Annotated in this window: 14 protein-coding genes; 3 read left to right on the top strand and 11 right to left on the bottom strand. The window is 64.2% G+C overall.

What is annotated here, in order from left to right:
• Window positions 1–5: 5 nt before the first annotated feature.
• Together ACOOE1_RS20990 and ACOOE1_RS20985 are read right to left on the bottom strand one after the other, a co-directional pair.
• Window positions 6–1,244 (bottom strand): thiolase family protein, encoded by a 1,239-nt coding sequence (locus tag ACOOE1_RS20990; RefSeq protein WP_420404149.1) that lies wholly within the window; start codon window positions 1,242–1,244, stop codon window positions 6–8.
• A 17-nt stretch (window positions 1,245–1,261) separates the two neighbouring features.
• Window positions 1,262–2,029 (bottom strand): enoyl-CoA hydratase/isomerase family protein, encoded by a 768-nt coding sequence (locus ACOOE1_RS20985; RefSeq protein WP_420404148.1) that lies wholly within the window; start codon window positions 2,027–2,029, stop codon window positions 1,262–1,264.
• Between the two features lie 133 nt (window positions 2,030–2,162).
• Here ACOOE1_RS20985 and ACOOE1_RS20980 point away from each other — a divergent pair, with 133 nt between their 5' ends.
• On the top strand, window positions 2,163–3,266 hold the full coding sequence (locus ACOOE1_RS20980) for a CaiB/BaiF CoA transferase family protein (protein ID WP_420404147.1): 1,104 nt from the start codon (window positions 2,163–2,165) through the stop codon (window positions 3,264–3,266).
• A gap of 18 nt (window positions 3,267–3,284) precedes the next feature.
• On the opposite strand, the gene ACOOE1_RS20975 is transcribed toward ACOOE1_RS20980, so the two are convergent.
• The 9 genes from ACOOE1_RS20975 to ACOOE1_RS20935 all read right to left on the bottom strand — a co-directional run bounded on the left by ACOOE1_RS20975 (window position 3,285) and on the right by ACOOE1_RS20935 (window position 14,928).
• Entirely contained in the window at window positions 3,285–4,073 is a 789-nt protein-coding gene (locus tag ACOOE1_RS20975; RefSeq protein WP_420404146.1) for an SDR family NAD(P)-dependent oxidoreductase, read from the bottom strand.
• Window positions 4,074–4,088: 15 nt separating this feature from the next.
• Window positions 4,089–4,880, bottom strand: a complete 792-nt coding sequence (locus tag ACOOE1_RS20970) for an ABC transporter ATP-binding protein (RefSeq protein ID WP_420404145.1) — start codon at window positions 4,878–4,880, stop codon at window positions 4,089–4,091.
• A gap of 62 nt (window positions 4,881–4,942) precedes the next feature.
• On the bottom strand, window positions 4,943–6,181 hold the full coding sequence (locus ACOOE1_RS20965) for an ABC transporter substrate-binding protein (protein ID WP_420404144.1): 1,239 nt from the start codon (window positions 6,179–6,181) through the stop codon (window positions 4,943–4,945).
• 31 nt (window positions 6,182–6,212) lie between these two features.
• Complete coding sequence (locus ACOOE1_RS20960; protein ID WP_420404143.1) at window positions 6,213–7,265, bottom strand: branched-chain amino acid ABC transporter permease; 1,053 nt, start codon at window positions 7,263–7,265, stop codon at window positions 6,213–6,215.
• 3 nt (window positions 7,266–7,268) lie between these two features.
• The gene (locus ACOOE1_RS20955) at window positions 7,269–8,153 is read right to left on the bottom strand and encodes a branched-chain amino acid ABC transporter permease (RefSeq protein WP_420404142.1); all 885 of its coding nucleotides are present in this window, start codon (window positions 8,151–8,153) and stop codon (window positions 7,269–7,271) included.
• A 16-nt stretch (window positions 8,154–8,169) separates the two neighbouring features.
• Window positions 8,170–10,125, bottom strand: a complete 1,956-nt coding sequence (locus ACOOE1_RS20950) for an AMP-dependent synthetase/ligase (protein WP_420404141.1) — start codon at window positions 10,123–10,125, stop codon at window positions 8,170–8,172.
• Window positions 10,126–10,171: 46 nt separating this feature from the next.
• On the bottom strand, window positions 10,172–10,954 hold the full coding sequence (locus tag ACOOE1_RS20945; RefSeq protein ID WP_420406459.1) for an ABC transporter ATP-binding protein: 783 nt from the start codon (window positions 10,952–10,954) through the stop codon (window positions 10,172–10,174).
• Between the two features lie 378 nt (window positions 10,955–11,332).
• Window positions 11,333–12,862 carry a class I adenylate-forming enzyme family protein gene (locus tag ACOOE1_RS20940; RefSeq protein ID WP_420404140.1) on the bottom strand — a complete coding sequence of 510 codons (1,530 nt, stop codon included), beginning with the start codon at window positions 12,860–12,862 and terminating at the stop codon, window positions 11,333–11,335.
• A 32-nt stretch (window positions 12,863–12,894) separates the two neighbouring features.
• Window positions 12,895–14,928: an FAD-dependent oxidoreductase gene (locus tag ACOOE1_RS20935; protein WP_420406458.1), complete on the bottom strand. Its 2,034-nt coding sequence runs from the start codon at window positions 14,926–14,928 to the stop codon at window positions 12,895–12,897.
• A 93-nt stretch (window positions 14,929–15,021) separates the two neighbouring features.
• Here ACOOE1_RS20935 and ACOOE1_RS20930 point away from each other — a divergent pair, with 93 nt between their 5' ends.
• Window positions 15,022–16,203: an acyl-CoA dehydrogenase family protein gene (locus tag ACOOE1_RS20930; protein ID WP_420404139.1), complete on the top strand. Its 1,182-nt coding sequence runs from the start codon at window positions 15,022–15,024 to the stop codon at window positions 16,201–16,203.
• Window positions 16,200–16,979: an enoyl-CoA hydratase/isomerase family protein gene (locus ACOOE1_RS20925; RefSeq protein WP_420404138.1), complete on the top strand. Its 780-nt coding sequence runs from the start codon at window positions 16,200–16,202 to the stop codon at window positions 16,977–16,979. The genes ACOOE1_RS20930 and ACOOE1_RS20925 overlap by 4 nt, the downstream gene beginning before the upstream one ends.
• The last annotated feature ends 11 nt before the right edge of the window (window positions 16,980–16,990 follow it).

Here is a 16,990-nt window from a genome sequence, read left to right as displayed (position 1 = left end):
CTGTGTTAGCGGCCCAGAATGGTGACGCAGGCGGTGGCTTCCTCGACTCCGTGCAATCCGCCACCGTTTTCGGCGATTGCGTTCTGCGCGCCCTCGACCTGACGCGCGCCGGCCTCCCCGCGCAGCTGCGTGACCAGTTCGAAAATCTGCCCGATCCCGGTGGCCCCGACCGGGTGGCCCTTGGATTCGAGCCCGCCCGAGGGGTTCACCGGGATGCGCCCGCCGATCTTCGTCTCGCCGCGCAGGCTGGCCGGGCCGCCCTCTCCGAATTCGACAAACCCGAGGTTCTCGATCTGGATAACTTCGCCCACGGCGGTTGCGTCATGCACCTCGGCAACGGACATGTCCTCCGGGCCAAGTCCGGCCTGTTCATAGGCCTGAAGCGCGGCAAGGCGGGTCAGGTGGTTCTTGAAGTCCTCGGGCGGACGGTCGGTGCCGGACCGCAAGATCGCCGCCTTGACCTTGATCGCACGCGCTGGATCGAGACCCAGCCGCTTGAGTCCCTCGCCGGTGCACAGCAGGGCTGCCGCCGCGCCATCGGAGATCGGGGCGCACATCGGCAGGGTCAGCGGGTAGGAAATGGGCGGCGCGGCCAGAACCTGTTCAATGCTCATGGAATCACGGTACTGGGCCAGCGGGTTATGCGCGGAATGCGCATGGTTCTTTGCGGCGACGGCGGCGAATTGTTCCTGGGTTGTGCCGAAGGTCTTCATGTGCAGCCGCGCGAAGCCGGCATAGACATCCATGAACACGCTGTAAGGCTTGGGTGATTTCGAGCCTTCGGGTTCTTCGACCCCAGCGCCCAGATCGGCCAGGCGCTGCGCGACCTCTTCGCCGTTGCTAACATCCCAGCCGCTGTCGAAGGCCGAGAACATCAGCGCCCGGTCGTCGGAATACATCTTCTCGGCGCCGACCGCGAGGCAGCAATCGCCATTGGCCGCCTTGAGGAAGTCGATCGCCAGCTTGAACGCGGTCGAGGCGCTGGCACAGGCATTCTCGACGTTGACGACCGGGATACCCTGGATACCCATCTCGCGTAGCGCGATCTCGCCGCGGATCATGTGCTGGCCTTCCATGTGGCCTTGGACGGCGTTGGAGAAGAAGGCGCCCTCGATCCGGTTGGCCGCGAGCCCGGCGTCTTCGAGCGCGGCGTTGACGGCCTCGCGCGCCATGTCCTTGACCGACTTGTCGCGGAACTTTCCGAACGGCGTCATCCCGACGCCAACCACGTAAATATCCTGCATCGTACTTCCTTCCGGGCTCAGTAGCCCCTGAATTGCGGTTTGCGTTTCTCGACAAAGGCCGCGAGCCCTTCCCGGATGTCCCACGAGCGCATGTGCGCACGCAGGTTCAGCATTTCCTCGGCCAGGGCGGCGGGCTCGTCCACGTTCATCGCCCGGTTCGCCACCGCCTTCATCCGCCGCAGCACGGCGGGGCTCTTATCGGCAAGCTCATCGGTGAAGGCCTGCACCGTGTCGCGTAGCTCGTCATCGGGCACGACCTTGTTCACGAGCCCCCAGTCCATCATCTCGCGGGCCGAGACGTGTTCGCCCGAGAACAAGAGGTACTTGGCGCGGTTGAGCCCGATCCGGCGCGGCAGAATGGCGGCGCCGCCGGCTCCGGGGAAGACGCCGAAGTTGGAATGGGCGTCGCCGAGCTTCGCGCTTTCGGCTGCGAACACCAGATCGCAGGCCATCACCATTTCCAGGCCGCCCGCCAGGGTCAGGCCGTTAACCGCGGCGATCACCGGCTTGGGGCCGCTGCGGATGAGTCCGAAAGCGTGATCCACGCGATCGAGCAGATCCGGCTCGCCCGGTTTCAACTCGTCCACGGCCACCTCCTTGAGATCGGCTCCGGCGCAGAAGGCGCGGCCCGAACCGGTGAGCGCCACCGCGCGCACCTCGTCGTCGGTCATCGCCTGGACAAGCGCCCCGGCCATCTCGTCGACCATCTGCATCGACATCGCGTTCATCTGCTCGCTGCGCCGAAAGGTGATCCACTGGGTTTGCCCAACGCGTTCGACCGACACGGTCTTTCGATCTTCAGTCAACATAACCTCCTGAAGACATTGCAAAAATGGTGATTTTTGGGGTTGATCTCCGGCGCCGCGCGCGGTGGAATGAGGGGCCCGCACGCGGGCGGAACAAGGATGGGAGGCGGCGATGAGCAACGCACCGCTCGAAGGGCTGAGGATCCTGAGTCTGGCCGAGCAGTTTCCGGGGCCCTATGCCACGATGCTGCTGTCGGACATGGGCGCCGAGGTGATCATGGTGGAGCGGCCGGGCATGGGCGACCCGGCGCGGCAGTTCACGCCGCTGTTCAAGGCGCTGAACCGGGGCAAGAAGAGCGTGGCCCTGGACCTTAAGGTACCCCAAGAGCTGGGGCGGTTCCGCGGATTGGCCGCGGAGACGGACGTTATCGTTGAGGGGTTTCGCCCCGGCAAGCTCGCCGCTCTCGGGGCAGGGTTCGAGGAGATGCGCAAGGTCAATCCGCGCCTCGTCTACGTGTCGATCTCGGGATACGGGCAGGAGGGGCCCTATCGCGACCGGGCCGGCCACGATCTGAGCTACGAGGGCGTGGGCGGGCTTCTGGCCGGGCAGGCCAACGCGGGCCTGCCAGGCGAAGTGCCGCGAGTTCCCCTGGCCGATATAGGCGCGGCACTGTTCGCGGCCATCGCGGTCCTCTCGGCCACGATCTCGGCCCGGCGGACGGGGCGGGGGCGCTACGTGGACGTTTCGATGTCGGATGCCGTGGTTTCGATGCTCACCGCCTTCCTGGTACCCGAGGCCAACGGCACTCCCCTGGGCAACTTCATCGCCGAGCCGGCTTATGGCGTCTTCACCTGCGGCGACGGCAAGCTCATAACGCTTTCGATCGCGCATGAGGATTGGTTCTGGCGCCCCTTCTGCGAGGTGATCGGCAGGCCGAAGCTCGCCGGCCTGAAGGGCCGCGACCGCACAGCACGAAAAGACGCGCTGCGCGAGGAGATCGCCGCGGTGATCGTCACCCGGGCGCGCGACGCGTGGGGCCTCCTGTTCGACAAGGCCGGCGTGCCCTGGGGCCCGGTCAACAGCCTGACCGAGACCCTCGCCGATCCGCATGTTCGCGCCCGCGGACTGCTGCGGACCCTGGCGCTGCCGGATGGGGGGAGCGAGACGCATCTGGTTCAGCCTCTGAAGTTCGACGGGTTCGAGAGCAGCCCAAGTAGCCCGGCTCCGGAGCTTGGGGGCGATACCGACGGCGTTCTGGGGCGGGGGCGCGGATAGTGACCCGCCTTCCCTGGGTCAGACCGCAAACGAGTATCCCCCGTTGACCGGATAGGTCTGGCCGGTGATCCAGCTCGCTGCGTCCGAGCAGAGGAAGAGGATCAGGCCCGCCGGATCCTCCGGTTCACCGAGGCGACGGATCAGGTATTGCGAAAGGATCTTTTTCTCAGCGGCCTCGTCGGGGATCAGATCGGTCACCGCGGGGGTCCGTGTGCCGCCGAGCGCAACGCAGTTGGCGGTGATCCCGAAGCGGCCGCCGGCTTTGGCGATGGCGCGCATGAAGCCCGCAGCGCCGGCCTTGGCACCGGAGTAGACAGCCAGGTGCGGCTCGCCGACGCGGCCGGCGTCCGAGATCACGGTGACAATCCGACCGTAGCCGCCCTTGATCATGCCGGGCATGGCGTGGCGGGTGCAGTTGAGCACGCCGTCTAAGTTGGTGGCCAACCAGCGTCGCCACTCGTCGGGACCGGATTCCCAGAAAGGAACCAAATCGTCGAGGCGCGAGGTCGGGCCTGCATTGCCGGCGTTGTTCACCAGGATGTCGACCCCGCCCAGCGCCTCACGGGCCCTGGCGAACGCGCCGCCGACGGCCTCGAAATCGGAGACGTCGAAGGCCAGGGGCAGCGCCTTCGCACCGAGCGCCGCTACCTCGGATGCCACCGCTTCGGCGCGGTCGGCGTGGAAATCGTTGATCACAACGGCGCTGGCGCCGTACTGCGCCAGATAGAGGGCGACCTGGCGCCCCACGCCTTGTCCACCGCCGGTCACCAGCGCTGTCCGTCCCTTGAGGTCGAGAATGTGTTTCATGCCTCCCCCTGTTCATCATCCGAGCCAGCGCTTGCGCCGGCGGTAGTGCTTGACGTCGCGATAGCTCTTGCGTTCGCCTGAGGCGGTCACGCCGAGGTAGAATTCCTTCACGTCCTCGTTCTGGGCCAGCTTGTCGGCGCGCCCGTCGAGAACCACCCGGCCGTTCTCCAGCACATAGGCGTAGTCGGCCAGTCCCAGCCCCGCGGCGCTGTTCTGCTCAACCAAAAAGACGGTCGTGCCCTCCTCCTTCAGCCGGCTCAGCACCTCGTAGACGTCGCGGATCATCAGCGGAGCGAGGCCGAGCGAAGGCTCATCGATGGCGATGATCTTAGGCCGGGCCATCATAGCGCGGCCGATCAGAAGGAGCTGCTGTTCGCCGCCCGACATGAAGCCCGCCGTGCGGGACTTCAGGTCAGCGAGGCGCGGCATCAGCGTGTAGACGTGATCGAGCCGTCGCTTCAGCTCGGCCCGGTCAGGCACCATGTGTCCCCCGACAATCAGGTTCTGCTCCGCGGTCATGTGGCGCAGCACGCGGCGGCCTTCCATCACGTGGATGAGGCCGCGCCGCACAACCTCCGAAGCTTCCAGGTTATGGATCGGAGTGCCCTCGAGCGTGATCGCTCCGGCCGACACCTTTCCGTCTTCGGATTTCAGCGTGCCCGAGATTGCCTTGAGGATCGTGCTCTTGCCGGCGCCGTTGCCGCCAAGGAGCGCGACGCACTGCCCTTCCCGAAGGCTGAGGGAAACGCCCTTCAGCGCAAGGATGACATCGGAATAGGTAACCTCTACATTGTGAAGTTCCAGCATCGGCCGCCTGCCCCGTTCTTAGGATAAGGCCGGGCACCACGAGCGGCGGTGCCAGGCAGGTCTCACCACTTCTCGACGTTGGGGATGGCGGCCCCGGTGGCCTCGACCACGATTTTGCCGTCGCGCACGCTGCCGACGTTGACCTGAAGTCCCTTCAGGGGAAAGGGCGCCTCAGGTGTGAAGGACAGCGTGGGAAGGAAACCGTGGGTTTCTTCTGTAGTGATCGGTTCTGCGAAAAGCGCCTCGCGCACCTTCTCGCCGGTCAGGCCCTCAGGACCGTTGGCTTCTATCGCATGTTCGATCACCGTAACGGCAAAAAGCCCTTGGGAGATGCCCATGGCAGTCACTACGTTCCAAGGTGCCTTCAGGCCGTAACTGTCGGACAGGGTCTGGTAGAACTGGCGGGGCGGCGTGTCCTCGTCGGCCGCGATGGCCATGCCGTAGGCTTCGTAGTCGCCTTCAAGCTGTTCGAGGCCGCCCAGGGCTTTGCCCGAGGCGGGAAGGCCATTGTGCGAACTCATCATGATCGGCACATCGGCGCCATTGGCCTGCAGGCCGCGCTTCGCGGCAACCACGATCGAGGTGTTGGTCTGGATGATCAGGGCGTCGGCGCCCGAGCGTGCCACGCGGCGCATCTGCGCCGTCAGATCGGTCGGCTGCACTTCCGTGTAGATCACCTCAACCAGTTCGATCTCGTCGGGGTGCTCTTCGGCGTATTTCTCCAGGCCCTTGGCCATGTCCACATAGGCCGGCGAGGCCTCCGAGGCCATAATCGCTGCCTTGATGGGGCCATCACCGCCCCGCTTCTGGCGCAGCCAGTACAGGAAGCCCGCGCTCTCGTGTGAGTAGGTGGGACGGGGATTGAAAATCCAGGAGTCCGGTTTCCACGCATAGCCGTACGCGGCGGTGGCCATGAACATCGGGATCTTGTCCTCGGGCAGGCGCTCGGACAGTGCTGCGACGTCGGGGCCGCCGAGGCCGATTACCGCGATGGGCTCGAGTTCGGACTTGATGCCGGGCCACAGGCTTGCCACCTGGGCGGCGTCATAGCGGGTCTCGTAGTTCTTGTAGTTCAGCGTCACACCCAGTTGCGCGCCGCGGGTGGCGTTCCACCAGTCGATCACCTTCTCGCGCCCCGCCGCGAGGATCGGCATGATGTCGGCATAAGGCCCCGAGAAGTCCGACAGGAGAGCCACGTTGTAGCGAGTTTCCTCCTGCGCCTTCAGCGGCAGTGCCGAGGCCAGCGCCATTGCGCCCGCCGCAAGAAGAGTGCGGCACATCGATTTCAAGGACATTGTCATTTTCTTCCTCCCAGTTGAGGGCCGGCCCTGGTCAATAGGGGAACGGCCAGATGCGGTAAGACGATTTCAGGATGGTCCAGCGATGCATCAGTCCCTTGGGCTCGAGGATCATGAAGAGGGCGATGACTCCTCCCAGGATCACGTTCATTCCCGCGAAGACGATGTCGCCCCCGAGGAAGGTGACGCTCTCTGCAATATTCGGCCCAACGGTTGCGATGATCTCCTGAATCACGCGGATCACGAAGACGCCGATGAGCGCACCGACGATAGAGCCCATGCCGCCAACGATGATCATCGCTATGAAGAACACCGAGTTGAACAGGGTGAACTGATCCACGCCGACGAAGCGGATCAGGTAGGCCCAGAGCCCGCCGCCCACCCCGGCGTAGAATGCGCCGATCAGGAAGGCGTTGGCCTTGGTGGCGGCGACATTGATGCCCATGATGCCGGCGGCCACGTCGTCGTCGCGGACCGCCACGAAGGCACGCCCGAAGCGCGAGCGGACAATTCCGAAGGCGCCGGCCACCATGATCGCGGCGACGAACAGCATAAGGTAGTACTGCGCGCCTTCGCTCACGATCCGCAATCCGAAAAGCGTGGCCGGCGGCACGGTCACCCCGTTCGATCCCCCAAGCCAGGACGAGGGCAAATTGAGGACCGCGAAATGGAAGATGAACTGCGCCGCGATGGTGGTGAGCGCCAAGTAGAAGCCCTTGATCCGCGCCGCCGTCAGCCCGAAGAGGAAACCGAAGACAGCCGCTGCGAAACCGGCGATGGGGATTGTCAGAAGGAAGGTTAGCCCGGTCTTCTCGGCCAGAATCGCAGCCGTATAGGCGCCAACCCCCATGAAGGCCGCCTGGCCGAGGTTGATCTGACCGGCGTAGCCGGTGCAGATCTGAAGCCCAACGGCAACCACCGCGCTGATGTACATGATGTTGAGGATGGCGACGATCCGCGGCCCCACCAGATAGGGCGCCGCCAGCAGCACCGCGATGAATAGGATGAGCGAGAGCGCTTGCCAGCGGGTGCGGACCAGCCGCCGGTCGGCGCGGTAGCTGGTGGCGAAGATGCCGGAAGGATCCATCGCTCAGACCCTCTCGATGGTGCGCCAGCCGAACAGTCCGGTTGGCCGGACCAGCAGGATGCCCAGCATAATGAGGTAGGGCACGACAGTACCGAGCGCACCGCCGACCAGCGGATCGAGATAGTTGGTGGCCAAGCTTTGTGCCACGCCCACGATCACGCCGGCAAGGATTAGTCCGCCGATGGATTCGAGCCCGGCAAACAGCGCAACAGGAAGCGCGGCGAAGCCAATTTCAGAGGCGAGAAAGGTAAGCGACTTGCCGCTCAGGAAGATCATCGCACCCACCGTGGAGAGAACCGCGCCCAGGACCCAGGCGAAGGCGATCGAGCCCTTGACCGAGATCCCCATAGACGATGCCACCACATGATCCTCGGCCACCGCCGTCATGCGCAGCCCGGCGCGGGTCCGATTGAAAAACCAGGAGAGCCCGACCGCCGCGACAACGGTGATGAGACCGCCGATCAGGAGGTTCATCGGAATCAGCATCTCTCCCAGGAACAACGGCTTCAGAGGGAAGATAACCGGGAAGGGCCGCACCGCGGGTCCGAAAAGCAGTAGCACAATCCCACGCAGCAATATCAGCAGCCCCACGGTGACCATGACCATGGAGAATACACTTTCTCCGATCAGTTTGGTCAGGAAGATCCGCTCGATCAGGTAGCCTGCCAGCGCCGAAAGCAGCAGTGAGAGAGTGATCGCCAGCCAGAGGTCGAGACCCAGCTCGAAAGTCGTGTACCACACGATGAAGCCGCCCAGGATCACCAGTTCGCCCTGGGCGAAGTTGAACACTTTGCTGGCGCGATAGATCACCACGAACCCCATCGCGACCAAAGCATAGAGCAGCCCGATCAGGGCGCCAGTGATGATGTCGTTGATAACGTAGATCATCGTTTCGTGAACTCCTTCACGCGGCGTGTTGCTTCCGGGCGGTGTGCGGAGCGTCCTCAACATCGGTGACGGCGACGTGGACCCTCAGAACGCCCCGGCGGCCGTCTTGATAGGTGACAGCGATTTCCAGATCGACACTGTCATCCCCGCCGTAGATCGCCTCCACTAGATCGGCGTAGCGCTCCTCCAGAAAGGCTCGGCGCAGCTTGCGGCTGCGGGTCAGTTCGCCCTCGTCGGGGTCGAGCTCCTTGGGGAAGTTCGCGAAACGCCGGACCCGCGATCCTTCCGGCAGAAGCATGTTGATGCGCTCCACCTCCGCCCTGATCAGTTCGAGGATCTCGGGTTTCTGCGACAGGTCGGTATAGGTTGAGAAGCTGAGCTGGTTCTCCTCAACCCAGCGGCTCAGCACCTCCAAATCGATATTGATCAACGCCGCCACAAAGGGGCGCGTCTGGTCTCCAAGGATCATCAGATCCTTGATGAAGGGGCTGTAGCGCAGACGAGTCTCGATGAACTGCGGCGGATAGCTGTGACCGTTGCAGAGATGCCGCATGTCCTTTACCCGATCGAGGAACACGAGCTCTCCATCATCGGTCATCGAGACGGCGTCGCCGGTCGCATACCAGCCGTCCCTGGTCTGGGCCTCAGCGGTCTTGTCGGGCTTGCGGAAATAGCCGCCGAACCCCGAGCCACCCCGCACATGAAGCTCGCCGTCCTCGGCGATGCGAAATTCGAGCGGATCGCCATAGACAGGATTGACCTGCATCCAGCGCCCGCTGGTCTCCAGCTTATAGCTTTCGCCCATATGCGCTGTGAGAAGTCCGACTTCCGTTGCCCCGTATACGTTGCGCAGCTTCACGCCCATGGCGTGGAACATGCGGAAGACGTCGGGCGCCATGAGCGCCCCCCCAGACATGGCGTTCCTGGCCCTTCCCAGGCCCAGATTGTCGCGCAGGTGCCAAAGCACCAGAACCTCGGCCAGCGGCAGCTGCAGGCGCGCTGCAAGCGAAGGCCGACGCCCTTCAAGCCGCTCGACATAGACGTCGCGGCCCACCCTCATCGCCCAGTTGTAGAGCGCCCGCCGAATTGGCCCCGCGCTCAGCATCCGCGCCTGTACAATCGAGGCAAGGTTCTCCCACTGACGCGGGCTGAAGACCAGCGCATCGACGGCCAGCTCACGGATGTTGTCGAGTATCTCTTCCGGCCCCTCGGGGAAGTTCACCACCATCGGTGCAAGTAGCCCGATCGACAGCCCGAAGATCTGCTCGGTAACCCAAGCCGGGGAAATATAGGTGAGGTACTCGGTGCCCGGCGCGATTTCGACCGCGCCCATCACCCGGGCGGAGTTGTCGAAAAGATAGCGCTGCGAGATCATAACGCCTTTCGGCTTGCTGGTCGTGCCCGAGGTATAGGACAGAACCGCGATGTCGCCGGGTGTACCGCGCGCGACACGAGCTTCGAATAACTTCGGGTCCTGGTCGTGACGGCGGGCTCCGGCATCGCTCACCGTCCGATACGAGCGCAAGAGCGGGTGCGCATAGGTCCACAGCCCGGCATCGTCCCAGTAGACGATGGCGATGATGCCCTCGAGGTCCCCGGCGATCTCGAGGCACTTGTCCACCTGCTCCTGGTCCTGCACAAGGAAGATCCGCGTCTCCGAATCCCGCGCCAGATAGTGAATCTCGGCGGAGGATTGATCGGGGTAGACCGAGATCACCTTCCCGCCCAATGATTGGGCGGCGTACTCGGCCCAGAAATGTTCGGGTTCGTTCTCGCCGATTACCATCATTGAGTCGCCCGAGCCGAATCCCAGATCGTCAAGGCCAAGCGCCAAGGCGCGGACCCGCTGGAGCACGTCGGCCCAGGTGAACTCGCGCCAGATGCCGAGGCGCTTGTGCCGCTGGGCCAAGGCAGCCGGCGTGGCCTTGGCTCGCGCCAGCAACACCTGCGGCAGCGTTTGGCTTTGCGTCACCGCAGGATCGCTGAAGACCTTCGCTGCTCTTGTGGGCTCCACTATTCTACCCCAGATAAGCTTTGATCACGGCCGGATCCCTCTGGATTTCAGCCGGCGTCCCTTCAGCGATCACCCGGCCGAAATCCAGCACCACGACCCGGTCGGCCAGGTCCATCACGACGCCCATGTCGTGTTCCACAAGCACCACCGGGATCTTCCGCGCCTCGCGCACGTCGAGGATGAAGCGCGCGAGATCTTCTTTCTCCTCGGAGTTCATTCCGGCCATCGGCTCGTCCAAAAGCAGGATAGAGGGCTCTTGCGCCAAGGCGCGGCCCAGATCGACGCGCTTGCGCAACCCGTAGCCCAGCGTGCCCACCTGCCGGTTTCGGATCGCCTCGATCTCAAGAAAGTCCACGATTTCCTCAACAGCCTCGCGATGTTCGGTTTCCTCGCGCATCACCGGCCCGTAGTGGAAAAAGGCCTGGACTACATTCGAACGCATAAGGGTGTGGCGGCCAATCAGGATGTTCTCGACCACGGTCAGCCCCCCGAAGAGGTGCGTTCCCTGAAAGGTGCGTGCCAAGCCTCGGCGGGCGATCTGGTCCACGCGGAGGCCGGTCACGTCCTGCCCGATGAGTTCGACGCACCCCTGCTGGGGGCGGTAAAAACCGGCGGTGACGTTCAGAAACGATGTCTTTCCTGCACCATTGGGGCCGATGATCGCCAAAAGCTCGTCCTCGCGCACCTCGATCGAGACGTCATCCAGCGCTGTCACTCCGCCGAACCGAAGGGTGGCGCTGCGGACGGCAAGCGGCGGTGCCTGTCGCTCTTTTCGCGCGGCGGTCATGAGCACGCGATGCCGTCCCGCATTCCTGGCGGCGGGCGCAGGGAACGTGAGCCGTCACACCGGACACAGGTCCGTTCGCTACCGATCAACGATCTTCCTCCCGTCGACCCTGTCGTTTGTGCAGGGCTTCAGCAAGCGCCATCGAACAATCTAACAGACGTTAGAATTCGAATCAACTGCCCTTTCTTTACTGTCGTCCGACCTGTGGACTTGCCTTCTTTACGCTTGGATAGGTGAACGGCTGGGGCAAAGACGGCATCCGGAGGATACGCATATGCGCTGAAGCGCAGGATAAGCTGGCTGCCACGATGACCGGTACGCTGATGGCGCTGTTTCGGACGGACGGGTGTCAGCGGATAGGCGCAGTCGAGGCAGGCCTCAGCTGGCCTCGCGCTCGATCCAGGTCTCCAGGACGTGGCGCTGGATCTTGCCGCTGGTCGAGCGCGGGAAGTCTTCGCAAGCGATGAAGCGGATCTCGCGCGGCCGCTTATAGCCGGCCAGTTGCTCGCGGCAAAGCCGCATCAGCTCGTCGGCATCGGGGCCGTCGACGTGCCGTGCCACGAAGGCCACCGGGCGTTCGCCCCAGCGCAGGTCCCCGGCCTTTACGACGGCGGCATCGATCACCTGCGGATGCGCCAGCAGCACCCGCTCGATCTCGGCTGGATAGACGTTTTCCCCGCCCGACTTGATGAGATACTTGGCGCGGTCCACGAAGTCGATGGTGCCGTCCGCATTGCGGCGGAAGACATCGCCCATACGAAAAAAGCCGCCGCGAAAGTCGCGGGCGTTGGTCTCGCCGGCATTCCAGTACCCGGAAAACAGCGTAGGGCCGCGCACGGCCATTTCTCCGGGCGTTCCGTCCGCCACCTCGCGCCCCTCCGGATCGACCAGCCGCACCTCGCAGAAGGCGCTTGCGCGCTTCGACAGACGTTTCGGCGCGACGCCCACCGGGATCAGCTCGGCCGTGGCCGGCGGCAGCCCCGTTTCGGTCGCGCCGAAGGAGTTGAGATAGGGCGCGCCGATCAGTGACGTGAGTTCTGCAATCTGATGCGGCGGCACCAGATCGGCCATAGCGCCACAGACCCTGACGCCTCTGATCGGCAGAGGATTGGCGCGACGTTCCGCGATGAAGGCATCGATCGCACCGGGCATCATTATGAACCAGCCGACCTTGTGGCGGCTCAGCGCCTCATTGATGACCGCCGGCTGCAGCCCATCGACCATCACCACGGGGCCACCGCGCAAGATCGTGGCGAGCGCATGGTCGGTCGATGCCATATGGAACATCGGCGCCCAGGCGACGAAGGCGTCATCGGGGTGGAGCGCGAGCTGCGCTGCAAAAACCATGGAACGCGCGATATGGGCGCGATGACTGATGAGTGCGCCCTTGGGCAGCCCCGTGGTGCCGGAGGTGTAGAGGATGGTCAGCCCCGCCTCCACGTCATTCACCAGCGCGTCGATGCGCGGATCGGGCTCTGCTCCAGCCAGCGCGGCCTCCCAGTCGGGGCCGATTTCCAGAACCGGCAGGTGCGAGACCGCGTCCAAGGCCGCGCGCAACTCTGGCTCGACCACGGCCAGAACCGGTTCGACCAGGTCGATGCAGTGCTTGAGCTCCGGCGCGGCCAGCCTCCAGTTCAAACAGGCGACGATCGCCCCGATCCCGGCGGCGGCCAGTTGCAGTTCAAGGTACTCGGCGCGATTGTGCGACAGGATCACCAGCCGCTCCCCGGTCTTTACCCCTCGCGCCAGAAGCACCGCAGCGAGACGGTCAACACGGCCCAGAAGGATGCCGTAGCTGTGTCTTATCTCTCCGTTCTCGAGCGCAAGCGCATCTTGTTGCTCGCGCGCTCTCGTGCGAAACATCGAATGGACATCCGCCTGCCCGGCTCGCGCCACCTCTGGCAGCATGATACTTCTCCCCGGCAATCGGTCCTGGTTCCTCACAAAGACTGGGCGAGGCGCACTCCTTCATCGATCGCACGCAGCGCATCGAGTTCAGCCGCCTCGGCCGCACCGCCGATCATCGAGGCGGAAATGCCACGGGCCGCAAGCGCCTCGACCAGCGTCCGTACGGGTTCCTGTCCCGTACAGAGAACGATCGTGTCGGCGGCGATGACTTTTTCCTCGCCGTCCAAAATGACGTGGAGCCCCCCGTCGTCGATACGCTGATAAGTCACACCCGCGAAGGACTCGACTCCATGTTTGCGCAATGCGTTGCGCAGAATCCAGCCGGTCGAAATACCAAGCCCCTGTCCCAGCTTGCTCGTTTTGCGTTGCAGCATCACCACTTTGCGCTTTGCAGGCACCGCGGCCAGAGGATCGCCCGTCAGCGCGCCGGCTTCCCTGAACTGTCCGTCCACACCCCACGTGTCGAAAAAGGCCGCGTTCTCGTTGGCCTCAGCCGGATGTGTGACAAGGAATTCGGCCACGTCATGGCCGATCCCGCCGGCGCCCATAATGGCCACCGTCTGTCCCGCCTCGCGTGCGCCGGAGAGAATCTCGGCATAGGTGGCGACCTTGGGATGGTCTATGCCCGGAATGTCCGGAATGCGAGGGGTCACGCCTGAGGCGATCACCACATGGTCGAACCCGGCAAGATCGTCGGCAGTGGCGCGAAGGCCCAGCCGCAGGGTGACGCCGTGCCTGTCCATCTGAGCGGCGTAATAACGCAGCGTTTCGTCGAACTCGTCCTTGCCCGGGGCCGCACGTGCCAGGTTGAGCTGCCCGCCCAGCCGGTTCTCTGCCTCGAAAAGCGTGACCGCGTGCCCAAGCCGCGCGGCCTCGGCGGCCGTGGCCATACCCGCCGCCCCGCCGCCGACGATCGCCACCTTCTTCGGGGTCTCGCTCGGCGTGTCACGGAATTCCGTCTCGCGGCCGGCGCGCGGATTGACAAGGCAGCTTGCCGGACGGTCCGAGAAGATGAAATCCAGACATGCCTGATTGCAGGCGATGCAGGTGTTGATCTCATGGGCCCGACCCTCGCGAACTTTGCGCACGAAATGTGGGTCGGCAAGGAATGGCCGGGCCATGGACACCAAGTCGGCGTCGCCCGAGGTCAGGATGTCCTCGGCGATATCCGGAGTGTTTATTCTGTTCGAGGCCACCACCGGGATCGACACGGCCGCCTTCACGTTCGCCGCCGCCTTCCGCCAGGCACCGCGCGGCACCGGATAGGCGATCGTTGGCACGCGCGCCTCGTGCCAGCCGATTCCGGTGTTCAGAATGTCGGCGCCGGCGGCCTCGATCTTGCGGGCGAGCGCGGCGATCTCTTCGGCGGGCGCGCCGCCCTCGACAAGATCGGCCGCCGAAATACGGTAGATGACTAGGAAGTCCGGCCCGCAGCGGTCGCGCACGGCGCGTACGATTTCGACCGGGAATCGGTGCCGGTTGTCGGCGCTGCCACCCCACTCGTCCTCGCGTTTGTTGGTATGGGTCACGGTGAATTCATTAATGAGATAACCTTCGGAGCCCATGATCTCCACCCCGTCGAAACCTGCAGCCTGCGCGTTTGCCGCGGCGGTGGCGAAATCGTTTATGGTCCGTCGGATATCCGCGTCGGTCATCTGGTGCGGGGAATAGCGGTTGATCGGCGCCCGGATCGGCGAAGGGGCCACGCAACCCTCGAACTTGGCATAACGCCCCGCGTGGCAGATTTGGGCGCAAATCAAGCTACCTTCTTGATGGACTGCATCGCAAATCGGCTTGAGACTCAGCGCCTGCCGCGGATCGTCGAGCCGCGGACCTTCCGGATCGAACATGCCTTCGGCGTTGGGCGCAAAGCCGCCCGTTACGATGAGTGCCGCTTCGCCGTGCGCGCGTTCACGATAGAACGCGACCTGTCTTTCGATACCATTGGGCTCGGTTTCAAGCCGTGTGTGCATCGAGCCCATAATCACCCGGTTTCGCAGATCGTGGACGCCTGCCCGGATCGGGGACAGCAATTTCTCGAAGGTTCTTCCGCGCCTGTCGGACATATCCACGTTCCCTCCCATTGCATCTTGCCAAGCATTCTAACGTTTGTTAGGTTTTTTGGGAAGTGAGATTCACAGGCTCGGGAGGGCTATCACGTGCAGTTTCAACCGACAGATGACCAGCAGGCCTTTCGAGAGACAGCACAGCGTTTCGCACGTGAAAAGCTGGCCGAGAGTTATCAGAAGCGGGCAACCGAGCACGTGATGGATCGCGGGCTCATCAGGGAGATGGGGGCGCTTGGGCTGATCGGCGCCGATTTGCCCGAGGAGTTCGGCGGGTTGGGCGAGAGCTCCGTCACGGCCGGATTGATCGTCGAGGAAATCGCGCGGGCCGATTTCAATGTCAGCTACATCCAGCTTCTGGGGTCGCTGATGGGCGGCATGGTCGCGAAACACGCCTTGCCCGACATCGCCAAGGAATGGGTGCCCCGCGTCACGGCGGGTGAGGCGGTGATAGGGTTGGGATTGACCGAGCCGCGCGGCGGATCGGACGCGGCAAACCTGCAACTCAGGGCCGCCAAATCCGGCAATGGCTGGCGGCTGAACGGCGAGAAGACGTCGATGAGCTTTGCCGCGCAGGCCGACGCGGCGGTGGTCTTTGCCCGTACCGGCGATCCCGAGGGCGGATCGCGGGGCGTCAGTGCGTTCCTTGTGGACCTGAATGAAAAGGGCATCAACCGCACGCATTTCGACGATATCGGGACCAGGCCCGTGGGGCGCGGTTCGGTCTTCTTTGACGACGTCTTCGTCCCCTCGCAATGCCTGATGGCCGAGCAGGACCGTGCCTTCGGCACGATCATGGCTGGCTTCGACTATTCCCGAGCGCTGATCGGGCTGGAATGTCTGGGCGCGGCGCACGCCTCGGTGGACGAGACCTGGACCTATGTGCAGGAACGCGAAGCCTTCGGTGCGCCGCTGGCGCAGTATCAGGGGGTCAGCTTCCCGCTGGCCGAGGCCGAAACTCAGCTCACCATGATGCGACAGCTTTGCTACTACACGCTCGATCTGCGCGACCGTGGCCTGCCGCACACCAAGGAGGCGGCGATGTGCAAGTGGTACGTGCCGAAAACCGCGTGCGAGATCATCCATCAGTGCCTGATCCTGCACGGCCACTACGGCTACACCACCGACCTGCCTCACCATCAGCGCTACAACGATGTTCTGGGCCTGCAGATCGGCGACGGTACCGCGCAAATCCAGAAGCTCGTCATCGCGCGCGAGAAGGTCGGCCGCATGGCGCTGCAATACGACAAGAAGGCCAAGGGAGGCGCGAAATGAGCGTTTCCGTCAATGTCAGCGCCGAGGGCAGCGTCGGCATTATCGAGCTCGCCCGCCCCGACAAGTTCAACTGCCTGTCGCTGGAGGTCCACGAGTGTATCTCCAGGGCCCGCGAAAGCTTTGAGGCCGACCGCGACATCCGCTCGATCCTGATCTGCGCACAGGGAAAGCACTTCTGCACCGGCGCCGATCTGACCGAGGTGAAAGGCAAGATGAGCGATGCGCAGGCGCTGGACCACTTCATCGCCTTTGGCATGGAAGGGCTTCGCAGGCTGGAACAGAGCCGTCTCCCCGTGGTCGTCGCGGTGCAGGGACTTTGCCTGGCCGGCGGGCTCGAGCTGATGCTGTCCTGCGATGTCTGTTTCGCCGCGGAAAGCGCTCAGTTCGGCGACCAGCACGCGCAGTTCGGGCTGATCCCCGGCTGGGGCGGCAGCCAGCGGCTGACCCGGCTGATGGGCCTGCGCCGGGCGCTCGATCTGATGTTCTCGGCGCGCTGGCTGAAGGCGGACGAGGCGAAGCAGGCCGGACTGGTGAACTACGTCGTGCCGGACCAAGAGCTGCGCCAGGCGGCGTTGAACTACTGCGTGACGATCGCCACCCGCTCACGGCCCGGCATTGCCGAGATGAAGCGCCTGGCGCGCGAAGGCGCCGACATGGGCCTCGACCAGCAGATGCGGCTGGAGCGCGACGCTGCTGTGCGTGCGCTACGAAGCGAGGACGTGGCCGAAGGGCTGGACGCATTCGAAAGCCGGCGCGCGCCGGCCTTCAAAGCCTGACAAGAGGTGCG

Origin of the sequence: Nisaea sp. (assembly GCF_965216895.1) — a bacterium.
In the GTDB taxonomy this organism is placed as follows: Bacteria; Pseudomonadota; Alphaproteobacteria; order Thalassobaculales; family Thalassobaculaceae; genus Nisaea.
Note: the sequence above shows the minus strand (reverse complement) of the source record. Positions and strands in the feature narration are given on the sequence as shown.